The 15900-nt window shown below is 65.1% G+C and carries 16 protein-coding genes; 5 read left to right on the top strand and 11 right to left on the bottom strand.

Annotated elements, in window-relative coordinates:
- Positions 1-27 precede the first annotated feature (27 nt).
- Entirely contained in the window at positions 28-492 is a 465-nt protein-coding gene (locus PGN27_RS20660; RefSeq protein ID WP_335327787.1) for a tRNA (cytidine(34)-2'-O)-methyltransferase, read from the top strand.
- Here the strand turns inward: PGN27_RS20660 and PGN27_RS20655 are convergent, their stop codons facing one another.
- Positions 493-1134, bottom strand: coding sequence for a nitroreductase family protein (locus PGN27_RS20655; protein ID WP_335327786.1), 642 nt, complete (start codon positions 1132-1134; stop codon positions 493-495).
- A 23-nt stretch (positions 1135-1157) separates the two neighbouring features.
- Here PGN27_RS20655 and PGN27_RS20650 point away from each other — a divergent pair, with 23 nt between their 5' ends.
- On the top strand, positions 1158-1568 hold the full coding sequence (locus tag PGN27_RS20650; RefSeq protein WP_335327785.1) for a TIGR03667 family PPOX class F420-dependent oxidoreductase: 411 nt from the start codon (positions 1158-1160) through the stop codon (positions 1566-1568).
- A gap of 3 nt (positions 1569-1571) precedes the next feature.
- Here PGN27_RS20650 and PGN27_RS20645 read toward each other — a convergent pair whose 3' ends face one another.
- The 6 genes from PGN27_RS20645 to PGN27_RS20620 all read right to left on the bottom strand — a co-directional run bounded on the left by PGN27_RS20645 (position 1572) and on the right by PGN27_RS20620 (position 10694).
- A complete protein-coding gene (locus tag PGN27_RS20645) occupies positions 1572-4868 on the bottom strand; it encodes an error-prone DNA polymerase (RefSeq protein WP_335327784.1) in 3297 nt (1098 codons plus the stop codon).
- Between the two features lie 51 nt (positions 4869-4919).
- Entirely contained in the window at positions 4920-6443 is a 1524-nt protein-coding gene (locus tag PGN27_RS20640; protein ID WP_335327783.1) for an APC family permease, read from the bottom strand.
- Positions 6443-7321 carry a universal stress protein gene (locus PGN27_RS20635; RefSeq protein ID WP_335327782.1) on the bottom strand — a complete coding sequence of 293 codons (879 nt, stop codon included), beginning with the start codon at positions 7319-7321 and terminating at the stop codon, positions 6443-6445. Before PGN27_RS20635 ends, PGN27_RS20640 begins: the two co-directional genes overlap by 1 nt.
- A 54-nt stretch (positions 7322-7375) precedes the next feature.
- On the bottom strand, positions 7376-8245 hold the full coding sequence (locus PGN27_RS20630; RefSeq protein ID WP_335327781.1) for a MaoC/PaaZ C-terminal domain-containing protein: 870 nt from the start codon (positions 8243-8245) through the stop codon (positions 7376-7378).
- 77 nt (positions 8246-8322) lie between these two features.
- Positions 8323-8874, bottom strand: coding sequence for a hypothetical protein (locus PGN27_RS20625; protein WP_335327780.1), 552 nt, complete (start codon positions 8872-8874; stop codon positions 8323-8325).
- Positions 8871-10694 carry an ABC transporter ATP-binding protein gene (locus PGN27_RS20620; RefSeq protein ID WP_335327779.1) on the bottom strand — a complete coding sequence of 608 codons (1824 nt, stop codon included), beginning with the start codon at positions 10692-10694 and terminating at the stop codon, positions 8871-8873. The genes PGN27_RS20625 and PGN27_RS20620 overlap by 4 nt, the downstream gene beginning before the upstream one ends.
- Positions 10695-10769: 75 nt before the next feature.
- Between PGN27_RS20620 and PGN27_RS20615 the strand changes: the two genes are divergently transcribed.
- Positions 10770-11354, top strand: a complete 585-nt coding sequence (locus PGN27_RS20615) for a TetR/AcrR family transcriptional regulator (protein WP_051644310.1) — start codon at positions 10770-10772, stop codon at positions 11352-11354.
- A gap of 65 nt (positions 11355-11419) precedes the next feature.
- Positions 11420-11761, top strand: coding sequence for a hypothetical protein (locus PGN27_RS20610; protein WP_335327778.1), 342 nt, complete (start codon positions 11420-11422; stop codon positions 11759-11761).
- A 39-nt stretch (positions 11762-11800) separates the two neighbouring features.
- Here PGN27_RS20610 and PGN27_RS20605 read toward each other — a convergent pair whose 3' ends face one another.
- The 4 genes from PGN27_RS20605 to PGN27_RS20590 all read right to left on the bottom strand — a co-directional run bounded on the left by PGN27_RS20605 (position 11801) and on the right by PGN27_RS20590 (position 15235).
- On the bottom strand, positions 11801-12910 hold the full coding sequence (locus PGN27_RS20605; RefSeq protein ID WP_335327777.1) for a sensor histidine kinase: 1110 nt from the start codon (positions 12908-12910) through the stop codon (positions 11801-11803).
- Positions 12900-13562: a response regulator gene (locus tag PGN27_RS20600; protein WP_030134679.1), complete on the bottom strand. Its 663-nt coding sequence runs from the start codon at positions 13560-13562 to the stop codon at positions 12900-12902. Before PGN27_RS20600 ends, PGN27_RS20605 begins: the two co-directional genes overlap by 11 nt.
- Positions 13563-13704: 142 nt before the next feature.
- Complete coding sequence (locus PGN27_RS20595) at positions 13705-15012, bottom strand: alpha/beta hydrolase (RefSeq protein ID WP_335327776.1); 1308 nt, start codon at positions 15010-15012, stop codon at positions 13705-13707.
- A 7-nt stretch (positions 15013-15019) separates the two neighbouring features.
- Positions 15020-15235: a hypothetical protein gene (locus tag PGN27_RS20590; protein ID WP_335327775.1), complete on the bottom strand. Its 216-nt coding sequence runs from the start codon at positions 15233-15235 to the stop codon at positions 15020-15022.
- 236 nt (positions 15236-15471) lie between these two features.
- Between PGN27_RS20590 and PGN27_RS20585 the strand changes: the two genes are divergently transcribed.
- On the top strand, positions 15472-15894 hold the full coding sequence (locus PGN27_RS20585) for an MmpS family transport accessory protein (RefSeq protein ID WP_335328800.1): 423 nt from the start codon (positions 15472-15474) through the stop codon (positions 15892-15894).
- The last annotated feature ends 6 nt before the right edge of the window (positions 15895-15900 follow it).

The raw sequence follows: 15900 nt of genomic DNA, 5'->3' as shown, positions 1-15900 counted from the left end.
CCATTATGCGCAGTGGACAATGGCCCGATGTTCCACGTCCTGTTCTACTCGCCGCGCATCGCGCCCAACACCGGTAACGCGATCCGGATGGTGGCCGCGACCGGTTGCGAGCTGCACCTGGTCGAACCGTTGGGCTTCGACCTGTCCGAACCGAAGTTGCGCCGGGCGGGGTTGGACTACCACGATCTGGCCTCGGTGACGGTGCACCCGGACCTGGACTCGGCCTGGGCCGCCATCGGACCGGCCAGGGTGTTCGCCTTTACCGCGCACGCGGAGCTGTCCTTCGCCCAGGTGTCCTATGAGCCCGGGGACGTGCTGATGTTCGGACCGGAGCCGACCGGGCTCGACCAGCAGACGCTGGCCGACCCGCACATCACCGCGCGGGTGCGCATCCCGATGCTGTCGGGCCGGCGGTCGCTGAACCTGTCGAACGCCGCCGCAGTGGCTGCCTACGAAGCGTGGCGCCAGCAGGGGTTCACCGGCGCGGTGTGATCACCAGCTGTTCCAGTGTGTGAGTTCCTCGGCGGGCAGCCGCTTGGCCTTCTTGAAGTCGGTGCCCTTGGTGTAGGCGATCGGGAACAGACCGCCCTGGGAGTATTTGTCGAAGGGGATGCCCAGCAGTTCGGCGGTTTTCTTCTCACCGTCACCCATCAGGTGCAGCGAGGTCCATGCCGAACCGAGGCCGCGACTGCGCAGCGCCAGCATGAAGCTCCACACCGCCGGCATCAGCGATCCCCAGAATCCGGCGCTCATCCCCGCCGGCGCCCCGTCCGGGCGGCCCTCCAGGCAGGGGATCAGCATGACCGGCACTTCGTGCAGGTGGTCGTTGAGGTATTTGGCGGAGTCGATGACCTTGGGTGCGCGTTCGTCGCGGCTGTCCCCGAACTCGGGCTTGGGGGCATCAAGGTACGGGGTGGCGGCCACCCGGTAGATATCGGCGATCGCCTTCTTCTTCTCTTCATCCTCGACGAAGACCCATTGCCAGCCTTGGGAATTGGAGCCGGTCGGGGCCTGCAGCGCGATATCGAGGCACTCCATCAGCACCTCGCGCGGGACGGGCTTGTCGAAATCGAGCCGTTTGCGCACCGAACGCGTCGTGGTCAGAACTTCATCCGCGGTCAGGTTGAGTGTCATACCGCGAGACTACATTCGCTTCCATGACCGCAGAGCTGACACCGGAAATCCTCGACCGCCTGAAATCCGACGATTTCGCGTGGTTGACCACCGTCGCCAAGTCCGGCCAGCCGGTGCCGAAACTGGTGTGGTTCTTCTTCGACGGGACCGACATCGTGGTGTACACCGAGCCCGGCGCGGCCAAGGTTCGGCATATCGGCAACCACCCCCAGGTGAGCTTGAATCTGGACTCCGATGGCAACGGTGGCGGGATCATCGTCATCGGAGGGCCTGCACGGGTCGATGCCGAGGGCACCGATCCCCGCGAGGACGCACCGTACTGGGCGAAATACCAGGCGATGTCCGATCAGATCGGGTTGACCCCCTCGATGGGCAACTACGGCACCCGGCTCAAGATCAGCATCGAGAAGGTGTGGACGACACCGACGGCGTGACGATCACTGAAAGTCCCGCGATCGGGACCGCATTTTCAGGTCCACCGGGCCCATCCGGTCGGCCAGCACCGTCACCGCCCCGGTCGCGTTCTGCACGATGCCGCGGATGATCAGCGCCGGCGCGCTCTGCGCCAGCTTGCGGTAGCGCGCCCAGACGCCCGGGGCGCACAGCACGTTGACCATGCCGGTCTCGTCTTCGAGGTTGACGAAAGTAACGCCCTGGGCGGTGGCCGGGCGTTGCCGATGCGTCACCGCACCGGCGACAAGGATGCGGCTTCCGTCGGGCACCGACAGCAGTTCGGCAGCAGGAACGACCCCCATCGCGGCAAGGTCCTCGCGCAGGAACTGGGTGGGATAGCTGTCCGGTGAGACGCCGGTGGCCCAGACATCGGCAGCGGCCAGTTCCAGAGCGCTCATCCCCGGCAGCGCCGGAATGTGTGTGGACGAGCCCACCCCGGGAAGCCGATCGGGGCGTTCGGCGGCGGCCGCACCGGCCGCCCACAATCCCTCGCGACGGGTGATCCCGAAGCAGCCGAGTGCCCCCGCAGTGGCCAGCGCCTCGGTTTGCGGGACCGAAAGTTGGATTCGTGCAGTCAGATTCAGCAGATCGGTGAACGCCCCACCGGCCATCCTGTCCTCGACGATCTTCTTCGCCAGCTCGTCACCGATGTGCCGGATGCTGCCCAGACCCATCCGCACATCCAATCCTCGGTTCTCACAGGTGGCGTGGGCCAGGCTGGCGTTGACATCCGGTCCGTGCACGATCACGCCATGTCGACGGGCGTCGGCGACCAACGACTGCGGCGAATAGAACCCCATCGGCTGGGCACGCAGCAACGCGGCGCAGAACACGGCGGGATGATGAAGCTTGAACCACGACGAATAGAACACCAGCGAGGCGAAGCTCAGCGAATGACTTTCCGGGAAACCGAAATTGGCGAATGCCTCCAGTTTGTCGTAGATCTTCTCGGCCACCGCACCGGTGATACCGTGCCGCTCGCGCATTCCGTCGAAGAACCGGCCGCGTAACCGGCGCATCTTCTCGGTGGACCGTTTGGAGCCCATCGCCCTGCGCAGCTGATCGGCCTCGGCCCCGGTGAAGCCTGCGCAGTCCACCGCCAATTGCATCAGTTGCTCCTGGAACAGGGGTATGCCGAGGGTCTTCTCCAGGGCAGGTTTCATCGACGGGTGGTCATAAGTCACCTCTTCTTCGCCGTTGCGCCGCTTGATGTACGGATGCACCGATCCGCCCTGGATGGGGCCGGGACGGATGAGGGCCACCTCGACCACCAGGTCGTAGAACATCCGCGGTTTCAGCCGCGGCAGGGTGGCCATCTGCGCACGGGACTCGACCTGGAACACTCCGACCGAATCGGCGCGCTGCAGCATCTCGTAGACGGCCGGCTCCGAAAGGTCCAGCTTGGACAGGTCGACCTCGATGCCCTTGTGCTCCCGGATCAGGTCGATCGCATAGTGCAGCGCCGACAGCATGCCCAGCCCCAACAAATCGAACTTGACCAAACCGATTGCCGCACAGTCATCCTTGTCCCATTGCAGAACGCTGCGATTCTCCATTCGCGCCCACTCCACCGGGCACACGTCGGCGATCGGGCGGTCACAGATCACCATGCCACCGGAGTGGATGCCCATGTGCCGGGGCAGATTGGAGATCTGGGTGGCCAGGTCGACGACCTGCTCGGGAATGTCCTCCACGTCGGGGGAATCGGCAAGTCCGTTCCAACGGCTGATCTGCTTGCTCCACGCATCCTGTTGCCCTTGCGAGAAACCCAACGCACGGGCCATGTCCCGGACCGAACTACGCCCCCGGTAGGTGATGACGTTGGCCACCTGGGCGGCATAATCACGGCCGTACTTTTCGTAGACGTACTGGATGACCTCCTCGCGCAGGTCCGATTCGATATCGATATCGATATCGGGTGGGCCATCGCGCGCCGGTGACAGGAACCGTTCGAACAACAACTCGTTGGCGATCGGGTCGACATTGGTGACCTTGAGGGCGTAGCAGACCGCGGAGTTGGCCGCCGATCCCCTTCCCTGACAGAGGATGTCACGTTCCCTACAGAATCGGGTGATGTCGTGGACCACCAGGAAATAACCTGGGAAGTTGAGCTTTTCGATGATGGCCAATTCATGCTCGATCTGGCGATACGCCTTCGGCGCGCGTTCCGGCGTGCCGTAGCGATCCAGCGCCCCCTTACGCACCAGCAGTCGCAGCCAGCTGACCTCGGTATGACCGGGAGGTACGTCGAACGGCGGCAACTGCGGGGCGATCAACGCCAGGCCGAAGGCACATTGTTCGCCGAGATCGGCAGCGGCGGTGACGATCTCGGTTCCGAAAATACGGGCCATCTCCTCCCCCGAGCGGAGATGCGCTCCACCCAGCGGCGCCAGCCACCCAGCCGCGTCATCCATCGAGTTGCGGGCCCTGATCGCCGCCATCGCCATGGCCAGCCGCCCCCGCTCGGGTGCTGCGAAATGCGCGCCGGTGGTGGCGATCAGCCCAAGGCCGAACCGCGACGCCAACCCGGCAAGGACCGTGTTGCGCTCATCGTCGAGCGGGTGACCGTGATGAGTCAACTCGACGCTGACGCGGTCGGCCCCGAACCGGTCCACCAGGTCGGCCAGCGCCCGCTCGGCGGCTTCGGGTCCGCCACGGGTCAGTGCCTGCCGGACATGGCCTTTGCGACAACCGGTGAGGATGTGCCAGTGGCCACCGGCGGCCTCGGTGAGTGCGTCGAAATCGTAACGCGGTTTTCCCTTTTCACCGCCGGCCAGATGGGCCGACGAAATCTCGCGGGACAACCGTCGATACCCTTCGGGTCCGCGGGCGAGCACCAGCAGGTGGGGCCCGGGCGGGTCGGGTTGTTCGGTGCGGGGCACGTTTCCCAGCGACAGTTCCGCACCGAACACGGTGTCCACGTCGAGTTCGCGGGCAGCCTCAGCGAACCGCACGACTCCGTAGAGGCCGTCATGGTCGGTCAGCGCTATGGCCCGCAGACCCAGCCGCGCCGCCTCCTCCACCATCTCTTCCGGGGTGCTGGCCCCGTCGAGGAAGCTGTAGGCCGAATGGGCGTGCAGTTCGGCATACGGCACCGAGGAGCGGGAGCGCTGCACCCCGTCGGCCAGGTAGGCCCCGCGTTTGCGCGACCAGGCCGGACTGTCACCGCCGTCGCCCGGTGGCTCCAGCGGCAGCCCGGAGCGGCGCGGTTTACCCCGGGGCCTACTGCTGAGGACCCGCTCCATTTCCGGCCAGCTCGGCGGCCCATTGTGCCAACCCACCCACGCAGTATATCGAACATTTGTTCGATATACTGAGGGGCTTCGGTGACGTTACTCCGTCAGCGCCGGGGTGTCCCGCCGCAGCGTCCGGCCCAGGAAAAAGTCCGGCTGCCGCGCGCGCATCACGAGCATCAGCACCGCTCCGAGCGCCAGGATGCCGAATCCGATGAAGAACACCAGACCGATCCCGCCGATTTCCGCACCGCTGCCGTTCTCCGGGTTCATGCTCTCGCCGATCGCAATGACGAAGACGACCGCCAGCATCAGCCCGCCCAACAGGGGGAACAGGAGTTTGAAGATGATGTTGTGGGCGTTGTCGAACAGCTCACGCCGGAAGAACCAGACACAGGCGAATGCGGTGATGCCGTAGTACCAGCAGATCATGATGCCCAGCGCGGCGATGGTGTCCCAGAGCGCATTGTCGGACAACAGCTTGACCACGGTGTAGAAACCCGCGGTGACCACACCGGCGACCACGGTGGAGTACACCGGGGTGAGAAACCGCGGGCTCACCTCGGCGAAGCGGACCGGGAACGCCTTGTAGGCACCCATCGCGAGCATGGCGCGGGCCGCGGGCAGGAAGGTGGTCTGCAGGCTGGCCACCGAGGAGGCGAACACCGCCAGGTAGAGCAGCGGACCGAACCACGGACCCAGCACCGGGTCGGCCAGCGCACCGAAGACATTCTCCGAGTTCTCCGGGTTGCCCAGTCCAAGCCCCTCCTCGCCGACCCCCGCGTACATCATCACGGCGACCGCGATCAGCAGGTAGGTGATCAGGATCGACGTCACACACAACAACCCGGCTCGTCCCGGCACCTTGGTCGGATCCTTGGATTCCTCACCGAGGGTGAGGCAGGTGTCCCAGCCCCAGAACGCAAAGATCGAACCGGTGAGGCCGACGGCGAACACGGCCAGCGTCAGCCCGGTGAAGGGGTTGAACCAATCCAGGTCGAAGCTCAGGCCGGCCGGGGCATCGCCGCGGCTGACGTGCACGAACGCGGTGACCGCAAATGCCACCAGCACCACCAATTGAAAGCCGACCAACACGAACTGGACGCGCTCGCTGGTGGTGATGCCACGGCTGGCGATCAGTGTCGCCAGCGCGATGAACACCAGGGTGGTGATGATGTTGACCGCGACATTGCCTGCCAGATCGGCGATGCCGGGTTGATTGAACACGCGCGCGATCAACAGGTAGAAGAACTCGACGGCGATCGCCGCCAGATTGGACAGCACGATGATCGAGGCGACCACCATGCCCCACCCGCACATCCACCCCACGTAGGGTCCGAAGGCCTTGGTGGACCAGGTGAACGACGCCCCGCAATCCGGTGTGCGGGAGTTCAGTTCGCGGTAAGCGTAGGCGGTGAGGAACATCGGGATGAAGCCGGCGATGAAGATCGCCGGCATCTTCAGACCCACCGCGGCGACGATCACCCCGATGCTGGCGGTCAGGGTATAACCCGGTGCCACGCAGGAAATCCCGAGCATGGCACCGGACAAGGTGCCGACCTTGCCCTCGGCAAGACCCTTGGAGATCGATCCGGTGCCCGCCTCCGAACTGCTCGTGGTCATCAGGCCTCCTGATCTGAGGTGCTGGGAACGACGATCATCGGAACCTCCAGCACCCGCAGCATCTTGGCCGCCGTCGATCCGAGGAACAACCGCCGGGGTGCGGCCAATCTGCTGGAGCCGACCATGATCACGTCCCCGTCATGCCAAGGCAGTCGGCTCACGGCATCCTCTACCGAGGCGCCGTCGGCCACCGTCGCCGTGACCGAAAACCCCTCCGGCAGCGATTCCTTCGCCTCGTTCAGGGTCCGGTGCGCGTGCGCGAGCGCGCGCTCGCGGGAGGCCTCGGCATCCCCCCGCAGCGATCCGAACATCGGGTCGAGGGCGACCAGCGACACCAGTCGCAGCGGGACTTCGGCCCGCTCGCAGGCCCGTACCGCCACATCCAGCAGCACACCGGCACCGGCGCGTTCACCGATGGCGCATGTCACCTCCCGAACCCGCCCGGCGGAAGACGACCGAGTTCCCCTGGGTGCCACCGCCACCGGCACATGGGAGGAATGCAGCAGATCGTTGACCACGGAACCGAGTGTGAAACTGCCGACCAGTCCACCGCCGGCGCCGCCGACGATCACCGCCTGCGCGCCGAGGCGCCGCACCTCGCTGAGCAGACCGTCGGATGCCGAGTCGCTGAAACTCACATGCGCATGCGCGACGACGTCATCGGGCACCGTCGCCAGCGCTTCGGCCAACCACTCGTGCGCCTGCTGGGCCAACAGTTCGTCGTACCCACCGGTGGTGACCATCGCAGGTACACCACGATCAGGGGGCAGCACCATGCAGATGTCCAGTTCGGCGCCCAGGCTCCTGGCCAGTCGGACGCCGAGGGCGACCGCATCCGCTCCGCCGGGGGTGGCGAGGTATCCCACAGCCAATCTCATCAGGACATCCTGTCAACGCAGGGGCCACCCGCACAGGCATTTGAGCCTACGAAATCAGTCGTTGTACTCCGCGGTCCCGTCGTCGAGGACCACCCGGGACTCCGACCCGTCGGGTTGGGCCGCCTCGGTGCGGAACACCGCCCGCTGGTCGTCGGTGCGCCAGATCGACGTCGTGAGCGTCTCTCCGGGGAACACCGGTGAGCTGAATCGCGAGGCGATCGCGGTGACCTTGGTGGCATCCCCGCCACCGAGCTCGGCGACCAGCGCCCGGCCCGCGACACCATAGGTGCACAGTCCGTGCAGGATCGGACGGGGAAACCCGGCCAGAGTCTGAGCGAACCACGGATCACTGTGCAGCGGATTGCGATCGCCGGAGAGCCGGTACAACAACGCCTGGTCATCGCGCGTCGGCAGCGCGACCCGCGCATCGGGGGCGCGGTCGGGGAACTGCGGTGCGGGCGGGCGCTGTCCCGGCTGTCCGCCAAACCCACCCTCGCCACGGATCACCACGGTGGTCAGAGTTTCGACTAGGACCGCACCACTGTCCGGGTCGACTCCGACACCTTTGAACATCACCACCGCGTTCTTGCCTGCACCCTTGTCCTGGATGTCGGCGACCTCGGAATGCACCCGCAGGCTGCCCGCCGGCGGCAGCGGCGCGAACAACCGGATCTCCTGCGATCCGTGCAGCAGCATGCCGAAGTTGAATGATCCGATCAGCATCGCGGCACCGAAGGGCGAGCACGCGATCACGGCGAAGGTCGGCAGCACCTGTTGCTCGACGCCATGGCTGTTCTCGGTGGTGAACGCGAGGTCGTCGACGCCCGCTCCGACCCCGAGCGCATAGAGCAATGTCTCGCGATCGGTCCAGGTGAAGGTCTGGGCGTCGGATTTCGCGCCGATGGCATTCGGGTCGATGGGCATACGGACGATCCCTTCGCGGCGGGCTGTCAGGGTATGAGCGCCGACGATAGCCCACAGCGCCGAGCCGGTGGCCGCGATCACTTGATCATGAGGTTCACCAGAATCACCAACACTCCGATACCGGCGTTGCCAAGACCCACGGCCAGCGCGCCCCAGCGGGAGTAGCCGCCGATACGACCGGCCAGCAGACCCCAGCCGAACAGCAGCGCCGCATTCATCAACAAGATGATCGAGGTGAATCCAAGGGTCTCCAACCCGTCGGGGCCCTCGACATCGTCGCGCCACGCGAAGATGTGGGCCAGCCACAAGGCGATCACGGTGGGAATAGAAGCCAGCACCATGGGGATGCCCGTCAGCATCGAGGAACCGAGATCCCGCCAGAAACCCGTCTCCGAATTCACCTCATGTGTGGAGACATGCTGCCCATAACTACGCGTGACGGCGGCGATCGCGACGCTTACTGCCACCCACAAGGCCGAATAGCTGGGCGCTTGCCCCACCGGAATGGCGGCCAGGGTCGCGCTGGCGAACACCGTCCCGATCACGCCGCCGTATATGTCGTTGGCGGACAGCGCCTTCCATCGGCCGGGCGGAGCGGACGTCTGCGCCGGGGTCGGGTTGTCGGTCATGGTGTGGTCCTCAGTTCTCGGTGGGATGATTCGTCGGTGTCATCGCGGCGCGCATCGTCGCTGAGATCGAGGCTCAAGGCGTCGACCAGACGTTGATATAGCACGCATCGCCCGATCAGCTCGTCGTGACGCCCGCGATCGACGATGCGGCCGCCATCCATCACGATGATCGTGTCGGCATCGATGACGGTCGAAAGACGGTGGGCGATGGTGATGACCGCGCGTTGCGTGGCTTGCTGCCGAATCACTTCGTGGACAGCAGATTCGGAGAGCCCATCGATCTGTGCGGTGACCTCGTCCAGGAGCAGCGCATCCGGTTCGGCCAGCAGCGCCCGGGCCAACGCGACACGTTGACGCTGCCCACCCGAGATCGTCGCAGCCTGGACATCGGTGTCGAGGCCCTGCGGGAGCCCGTCGACGAGATCGGACAGTCGCAGCTGCGCGATGACCGCATCGATATCCCCCTGCGACGCAGCCTGGTTGGCGAACACCAGGTTGTCGCGAAGACTTCCCGGCAGCAGCGGACTGTCCTGCTCGACATAGCCGAGTCGTTCCCGCACACCGCTGTTGCCCAAGTCTGCGTACGGTGTCCCCGACATCAGAAGTCGGCCGCTGTCGGGCTCGATGAACGTGAGCATCAGGGCGAACAATGTCGTCTTCCCGGCACCGGAGGGGCCGACGATCGCCGTGTGCCCTTGTCGAGGCACCTCGAGGTCGACATCACGAAGGATCTGCGGGCCATCGGCGCGGTACCGAGCGCTGACCCGCTCGAGTGCAATGACCGGGGCCGCGTCGTCGACTGCCGGCCTCGACGCGGATCCGCCGGATCGCTCCGGCGGCAGTGCCTGCACGTCTCTGATCCGGCCTGCCGCCGCGATACCCGCCTGCAGCGTGGTCAGGTGGGTACTCAGTTCCATCGCGGGACCCAACAAGCCCACTGCGTAGAGCAGGAACGCCACCAGTGTGGACACACCGAGCTGCCCGACAGATACGAGATACGCACCGCCGCATACGATCACCAGAGTGGCGGCCTGCACTCCGGAGAAGGTCACACTCCACACCAGCGCCTCTCGGCGGATGGCACGTACGCCATGTCCCCGCGAATCATCTGCCAGCTTCAGCAGAGCATCGGTTTGACGATCCTCCGCCTTGGCGACCTTCACGGTCTTGATGGCGCGCACGGTCGACTCCAGCGATCCGCCGAGACGTCCCAACGAGCCCTGCGCTTCCTCCTGCGCATGCCCGATGGCGGGCATCAAGACGGCAAACACCAACGCAACGAGGACCATTGCCGTGATGGTGATCGCACCCAGCATCGGGTTCAGGTACACCATCAGGCTCAGGGTCCCGATCACGGTGATGGTGCCGTTGACAAGGCCGACCGCACTGGAGGAGGCGGCCTCCCGCAACAGCACGGTGTCGCTGGTGACGCGAGTCACCATTTCGCCGCTCGGTCGTGCCTGCAGTGGCGTCAGCCTGGCCCGCAGGAAGCGACGGATCATGCCCTGGCGGGCGTCGTAGACGATGTTCTCCGCCAGCGTCCCGAGCACGATCCATTGCCGCCAGCTCAAGATGGTGCCGACGACGATCAGCCCCGCCAGCAGCATGACCGGCGCGCCGAATCGGTTGCCCGGCATGCCGATAGCGTCCAGCACCCATCGCGTGACCAATGGTGTCGCAAGCTCTGCTGCCGATACGCCCAGCCCCAGCACCAGGGCAAAGAACAGCTTGCCACGGTGTGGACGGGCAAACCCCCACAACACGGACAGCTTCGTCGGCTGCTTCACGTCGCGACGATCGGGCGTCACATCGATGGCCATGGGAAAATTAGGACATATATGTCCGATTTTCGTCAAGTCATGACCGATTGACGGTCAATGGGGCATCATGAGCGGATGTCGACGACAGGTCCCCCGCCACGGTTACGTGACCGCACCCGCGCGGCACTGCTCACGGCGGCCATCGACGCGTTGACCGACAACGCGGCGGCGTCGATGAGCGATATCGCCAAGGCCGCCGGCGTCGCGCGAAGCACGCTCAACCGCTACTTCCCTGATCGCGCCGCCCTGACCGAGGGCATCGAGGCATTCGTCGAGTCCCAGTACGAAGAGGCCGTTCAGCAAGCCCGCACCGCCGAGGGCACCGGGTTGGCCGCCTATCTGCGAATCGTCGACGAGATGCTCGAACGTCTCGACAGCCTCGGCTGGTGGATGCGAGCAGGTGCGGATGCCGACCCCGATGACTTCGAATGCGAGTCCGACGCAGGCATCATCGCCGTCATCCAACGTGGACAGCAGGACGGGTCGGTCGATACCCACTTCACACCGCTGTTCATGGTGGGCGCGACGTGGTCGCTGTTGACTTCGGCACACTTGGACATCCGGCACGGAAAGCAATCCCCGCGCGAAACCCGGGACATGTGTCGCGCCGCACTCGCGAAGGTCGCCGGCGCGGCGGCGGACCATCCAGTCGGCGGTTAGATACCGCCGCTCGGCGGATTCCGCACATCTCGACATGTTGACACGCTGTTGCCATGTCCGAAACTGTGCATGCACCCGTCGAACCGCCCACCGTCACAAGCCCCGTCGTCGACATGTCGCCGAACCGATCCAGGACATCCAACCGGATCTACCGTGTCGCGGCAGGCGTCGGTATCGCCGTAGGCGGTGTCATCATCGCCGGCGCGATCTTCATGTTCGGTCTTTTTATCGGCAGTCAGTCGAGCTTAGGCTGGGACAATCTCGGCTATGCCGATGTTGATTACGAATCCGATTGGCACATGGGCATGTTCGACGATGGCGACATGGCGTTCTGGGGCGAGCAGAACGAACCCGTTGATGCTGAACCGAGTTCGCCGACCAACACCCAGCCGACACCCGCTCGCTGATCACCGACACATTTTCTCGGAGGGAAACCAGGTCCGAAGTCACCCGGGTAGCGGCAGGTACAACGACAGTTGGTATCCCCCGTCTGCCAGCGGACCGGAAGACAGCGCCCCGCCGAGAAGTTCGGCGCGTTCACGCAACCCCAGTAGACCGTAGCGGTCGCTGGGCAAGCGATCGGGCGTCCGCGTCGGCGCGGCATTCGTCAAGGTCACACTCACTCGCTGGGTGGTGATACTGAGCTCCAAGGTCGCGGGCGCCCCCGGCGCGTGTTTGGCGATGTTCGTCAAGCCCTCTTGGACCACCCGGTAAATGGCTCGTTGCACTGCCGCGGAAGTTCGTACCGCAGGGTCGATATCGGCGTTGACCTCGATGGCGATCCCCGAGTTGGCCACCAGCGCATCGACGTCGTCGATACCAGGTGGCGGGTCGAGGCCCTCGGGATGTTCACCCGATGCCCGTAGCACGCCGACCATGTCGCGTAGTTCGTCGAGCGTCTGCACGCTGAGCTTCCGGATGGTCCGCGCTGTCCTCGCGGTCGCCTCATCCGGTGCCGTCACCTGAAGCGCACCCGCCTGCACCGCGATCAAGCTCACCTGGTGCGACACCACATCGTGCATCTCTCTGGACAAGTTGGTGCGTTCCCGCGCCAAAGCCTTGTCGACGATCAGTTCCTGCTCGTGTCGATGGGCCCGGTCGATCTCTACCAATTTGGCCGACAGCTCCGCCCGCGCACGCACGAGCAGCCCGAGAAGCAGTGGAGCGCCGGTGAACAAGATGGCGTAGACAATGTCGAGTAAGCGACTGGCATTGGAGTACGGCGTCTCCCAGACACTGGTGTAACACATGAAAACCACTGCCGCACAGCCATATATGCGCACCCGGCTGGTGCGCTGTTCGGCGACTGTGTAGAGCGCGATGAGTGCCGCGACGACCGCCGAACCCACCACGAGCGCCGGGATGGTCGCGGCGAAGGCGAGATAGGGAAATCGATTACGCACCATCAGGGCGGCTACAGCGACGATCGCGAGGGCCATCTCACTCTTCGAGTAGCCCCCGTCGAGCCCATTGAGTACGACATCGGCGCCGGCGAGTCCGATGAGCAGCACATGGATCAGCAGGCGTTGGCCCGACTGTGGCCACCTAGTGGGCACGTTGGTCGCCACCGTCGAGGACGCCGGCGCGCTGAGCGAGGATGGCGGCTTCGACCCGACTCCTGACCCCCAGCTTGGACAGGATCGAACTGACCTGATCCTTCACGGTGCCGACACTGGTGTAGAGCGTCCCCGCGATCTCGCCGTTGGAATGGCCGCGTGCCAGCAACTGCAGCACCTCGGTTTCACGATCGGTCAATGCCTGTAGTCGCTGGGCCGCGTCTGAATCGACGGGATCATCGAGGTAACCCGAGATCACCTTGGGACCGACGCCGCCCGACAGCACGAGACCACCGGCAGCCAGGCTGCGTATCATATGCGGGAGTTGTTCGGGATCAGTATCTTTCAGCAGGTATCCCGAGGCGCCCGCGCGCAATGCGGCGGCGATGTACTCGTCTGCGTTGAAGGTGGTGAGCATGGCCACCGCGGGCGGCGACGGCAGTCGCTGCAACTCGGACAGCACGGTCAGGCCGTCCTTGCCCGGCATCCGGATGTCCAGCAGTACAACATCGGGCTGGTGTTCACGAATCACGGCGAGAGCACCCACTCCGTCGGACGTGCCGACCACCTCGATATCGGCAACCGCCGACAGAATCAGCTCGAACCCGGATCGGATCAGTGCTTCGTCGTCGACGATCACCACCCTGGGCACGGGGACCTCCTCCACGCTGCAGTCGCCATTGCGAATGTTCCGGCCCCCACGGTAACCCCGGACGACGATCACACCGGCCCGGTCCATCGCCTTCACAGCCGGATGGTCGCGAGATTCGCCTACGCGGATGGTTGTCACGGCGCTAACCGGTGAGACCAACACGGCGGGCGACCCAAGGGAGCTCGACCGACAGGCCCGCTGAGAACGCTCGCCAGTCATGAGCGCCCGGCACCTCGGTGAGGTGGCCATCCATTCCGGCGGCTCTGATGGCCTCGAGCACCCTGTCGGCATCTGGCCTGTTGTCCCGATCTGAGCTACCGATCACGATCGCGCCCGCGCTGCCGGAAAAGCGCTGTCGGCGCAGTATGTCAATTGGATTGACCTGTTCGAATCGACGCTCATCACCTCCGAACGCCTCCATCACGGTCCGTGCTCGGTCACCGAGCGACGGTTCCGCGGCGCCGGCGATGTCGATGAATGTCGGGTAGACCGCGGGATGGTTGGTGGCCAACTGAAGCGCGCAGGTACCGCCGTAGGACGCTCCCGCCACCGCCCACGCCGTCGGTCGAACATCGACTGTCAACCTGGCCTTTATCCATGCCGGCACGTCGATGGCCAGGTAGGCGGCGCTGTTCCCGCGGCGCGAATCGAGGCACAGCGGGTCACCCAGCTGGCTTCCGGTCGCGTCGGGGACCACCACCACCGGCGCCAGACCGTTGTGCGCGGCGGCGAAGGCGTCCATGATCTGTGGCAGCTTTCCGGCACTGATCCAGTCCTGGGGGCCTCCCGGTTGTCCCGCTATCAAGACCAGCACCGGTAGCCGTGGCGGAACGTCGGTGAAGTACGCCGGCGGCAGATAGATCCGGGCGGGCCGGGCAGCGAAGCCCGACACGGTCGCCGGTATCGCCGCCGAGGTGATCTTGCCACGCCGGCTGAGTCCTGCCGGACTCGCCCACATCTTGTCCAACGGACCGTGCGCGCTCACCGGCAGGGCCTTCTGATGTCGATCAGGAAGCATGATGTCGTCGACGCGGGTGATCCCGAGAGCATCCCGCACGGTCGGATACGCGGCGAACACCATATTGATCTGGTTGAGACACGCTGCCACGATCACCACCGCGGTCACGACGGTGATGGCAGCGCGCGCCGGTGAGACACGCAAGGTCATGACCGCGACGGCAAGGGACACCGCGAGGACGGTGGCTCCCAACCAGACGTACACCGAGACCGGCAATCGGTCGGGAAAGATCGCCCACACGTCACGCACCAGGTAGACGCCGATCATCGGGACCCCCACGGCCGTCGCCAAACACACCACGAATGTCTTGACGATCACTCGTGGTGACTGCGCAGCGCGATACATCCGCACCACGAGCCAGATCCCCGCCGCTATCGCCATGACCGACAGCGCCACCGGTACCGGCCCGCTCAGTAGCGACCAATCGAGCATGGATCGACTACACGGCGCCAGGGGCGAGCAAGCCGTTCACCCGCAGTAGATGAATGCCGATCACTATCACCAGCGTGATGACCATCGAGCCCACCACCACCGCAACGGCGGCGGCACGCGCACGTGCGTCCGATTGCGTGGATGATGTCGACGGGTGCCTGGTCTTCTTCACGACGCCAGCCTTGTCGCTCAGAACACGCCCCGGCATCGGCCATTCGGCCATCTCCCTCCGCCGGCTGGCTGAATCTCCCTCGTCGGCCGATGCGGCCGGCTACGCGGCTCGCAAAATTACCCTAGGGGGTATGGTATAAATCTGAAATCGGATCGCCATTCCCGATCTGTCCGTTCCGGTGCGCCCGATGCCGTGCGCATGCGGCCGGACGTGGCACTGCCAGGGCGGAACGTTTTTCGTCTCGCTTGTGCGTAACCCGCACCAACGAAGGGAACATCGCTGTGAACATGCTCGTGAAGGCGTGGGTGCCGATCACGGTATCCATCGCCGTCGCCATCGGTGGTGTGGCCGTGGTGCACCTGCGCGACGCGTTCGGGTCCGAGCCGATCTTCTCCGCCACCGGACGGGGTGCCCAGCCGCTCGACCCCACCTTCGTCAAGCATGTGACCTACGACGTCTACGGCCCCGCCGGGACGGCGGGGAGCGTGAGCTATCTCGATATGGGCGCCACGGCACACCAGGTCGATTTCATTTCTCTGCCATGGACATTGACGATCACAACGACCACACCAGCAGTACTGGCGAGTGTGGTTGCGCAGGGCGACGGTTCGAACATCGGGTGCCGGATAACCGTCAACGGTGTGGTGAAGGCCGAACAGTCGGCGGCCGGGCATGACGCACAGATCTCGTGTCTGGCGAAAGCCGCATGACCCGCG

Origin of the sequence: Mycolicibacterium neoaurum (assembly GCF_036946495.1) — a bacterium.
Classification (GTDB): Bacteria; Actinomycetota; Actinomycetes; order Mycobacteriales; family Mycobacteriaceae; genus Mycobacterium; species Mycobacterium neoaurum_B.
The sequence above is the reverse complement of the archived record's forward strand: the minus strand, read 5'-3'. Positions and strand labels throughout refer to the sequence as shown.

Coding starts and splice junctions, on each gene's coding strand:
- PGN27_RS20660 (WP_335327787.1), top strand. CDS start 28: ATGTTCCACGTCCTGTTCTACTCGCCGCGCATCGCGCCCAACACCGGT.
- PGN27_RS20655 (WP_335327786.1), bottom strand. CDS start 1,134: ATGACACTCAACCTGACCGCGGATGAAGTTCTGACCACGACGCGTTCG.
- PGN27_RS20650 (WP_335327785.1), top strand. CDS start 1,158: ATGACCGCAGAGCTGACACCGGAAATCCTCGACCGCCTGAAATCCGAC.
- PGN27_RS20640 (WP_335327783.1), bottom strand. CDS start 6,443: ATGACCACGAGCAGTTCGGAGGCGGGCACCGGATCGATCTCCAAGGGT.
- PGN27_RS20635 (WP_335327782.1), bottom strand. CDS start 7,321: ATGAGATTGGCTGTGGGATACCTCGCCACCCCCGGCGGAGCGGATGCG.
- PGN27_RS20630 (WP_335327781.1), bottom strand. CDS start 8,245: ATGCCCATCGACCCGAATGCCATCGGCGCGAAATCCGACGCCCAGACC.
- PGN27_RS20625 (WP_335327780.1), bottom strand. CDS start 8,874: ATGACCGACAACCCGACCCCGGCGCAGACGTCCGCTCCGCCCGGCCGA.
- PGN27_RS20620 (WP_335327779.1), bottom strand. CDS start 10,694: ATGGCCATCGATGTGACGCCCGATCGTCGCGACGTGAAGCAGCCGACG.
- PGN27_RS20615 (WP_051644310.1), top strand. CDS start 10,770: ATGTCGACGACAGGTCCCCCGCCACGGTTACGTGACCGCACCCGCGCG.
- PGN27_RS20595 (WP_335327776.1), bottom strand. CDS start 15,012: ATGCTCGATTGGTCGCTACTGAGCGGGCCGGTACCGGTGGCGCTGTCG.
- PGN27_RS20590 (WP_335327775.1), bottom strand. CDS start 15,235: ATGGCCGAATGGCCGATGCCGGGGCGTGTTCTGAGCGACAAGGCTGGC.
- PGN27_RS20585 (WP_335328800.1), top strand. CDS start 15,472: ATGCTCGTGAAGGCGTGGGTGCCGATCACGGTATCCATCGCCGTCGCC.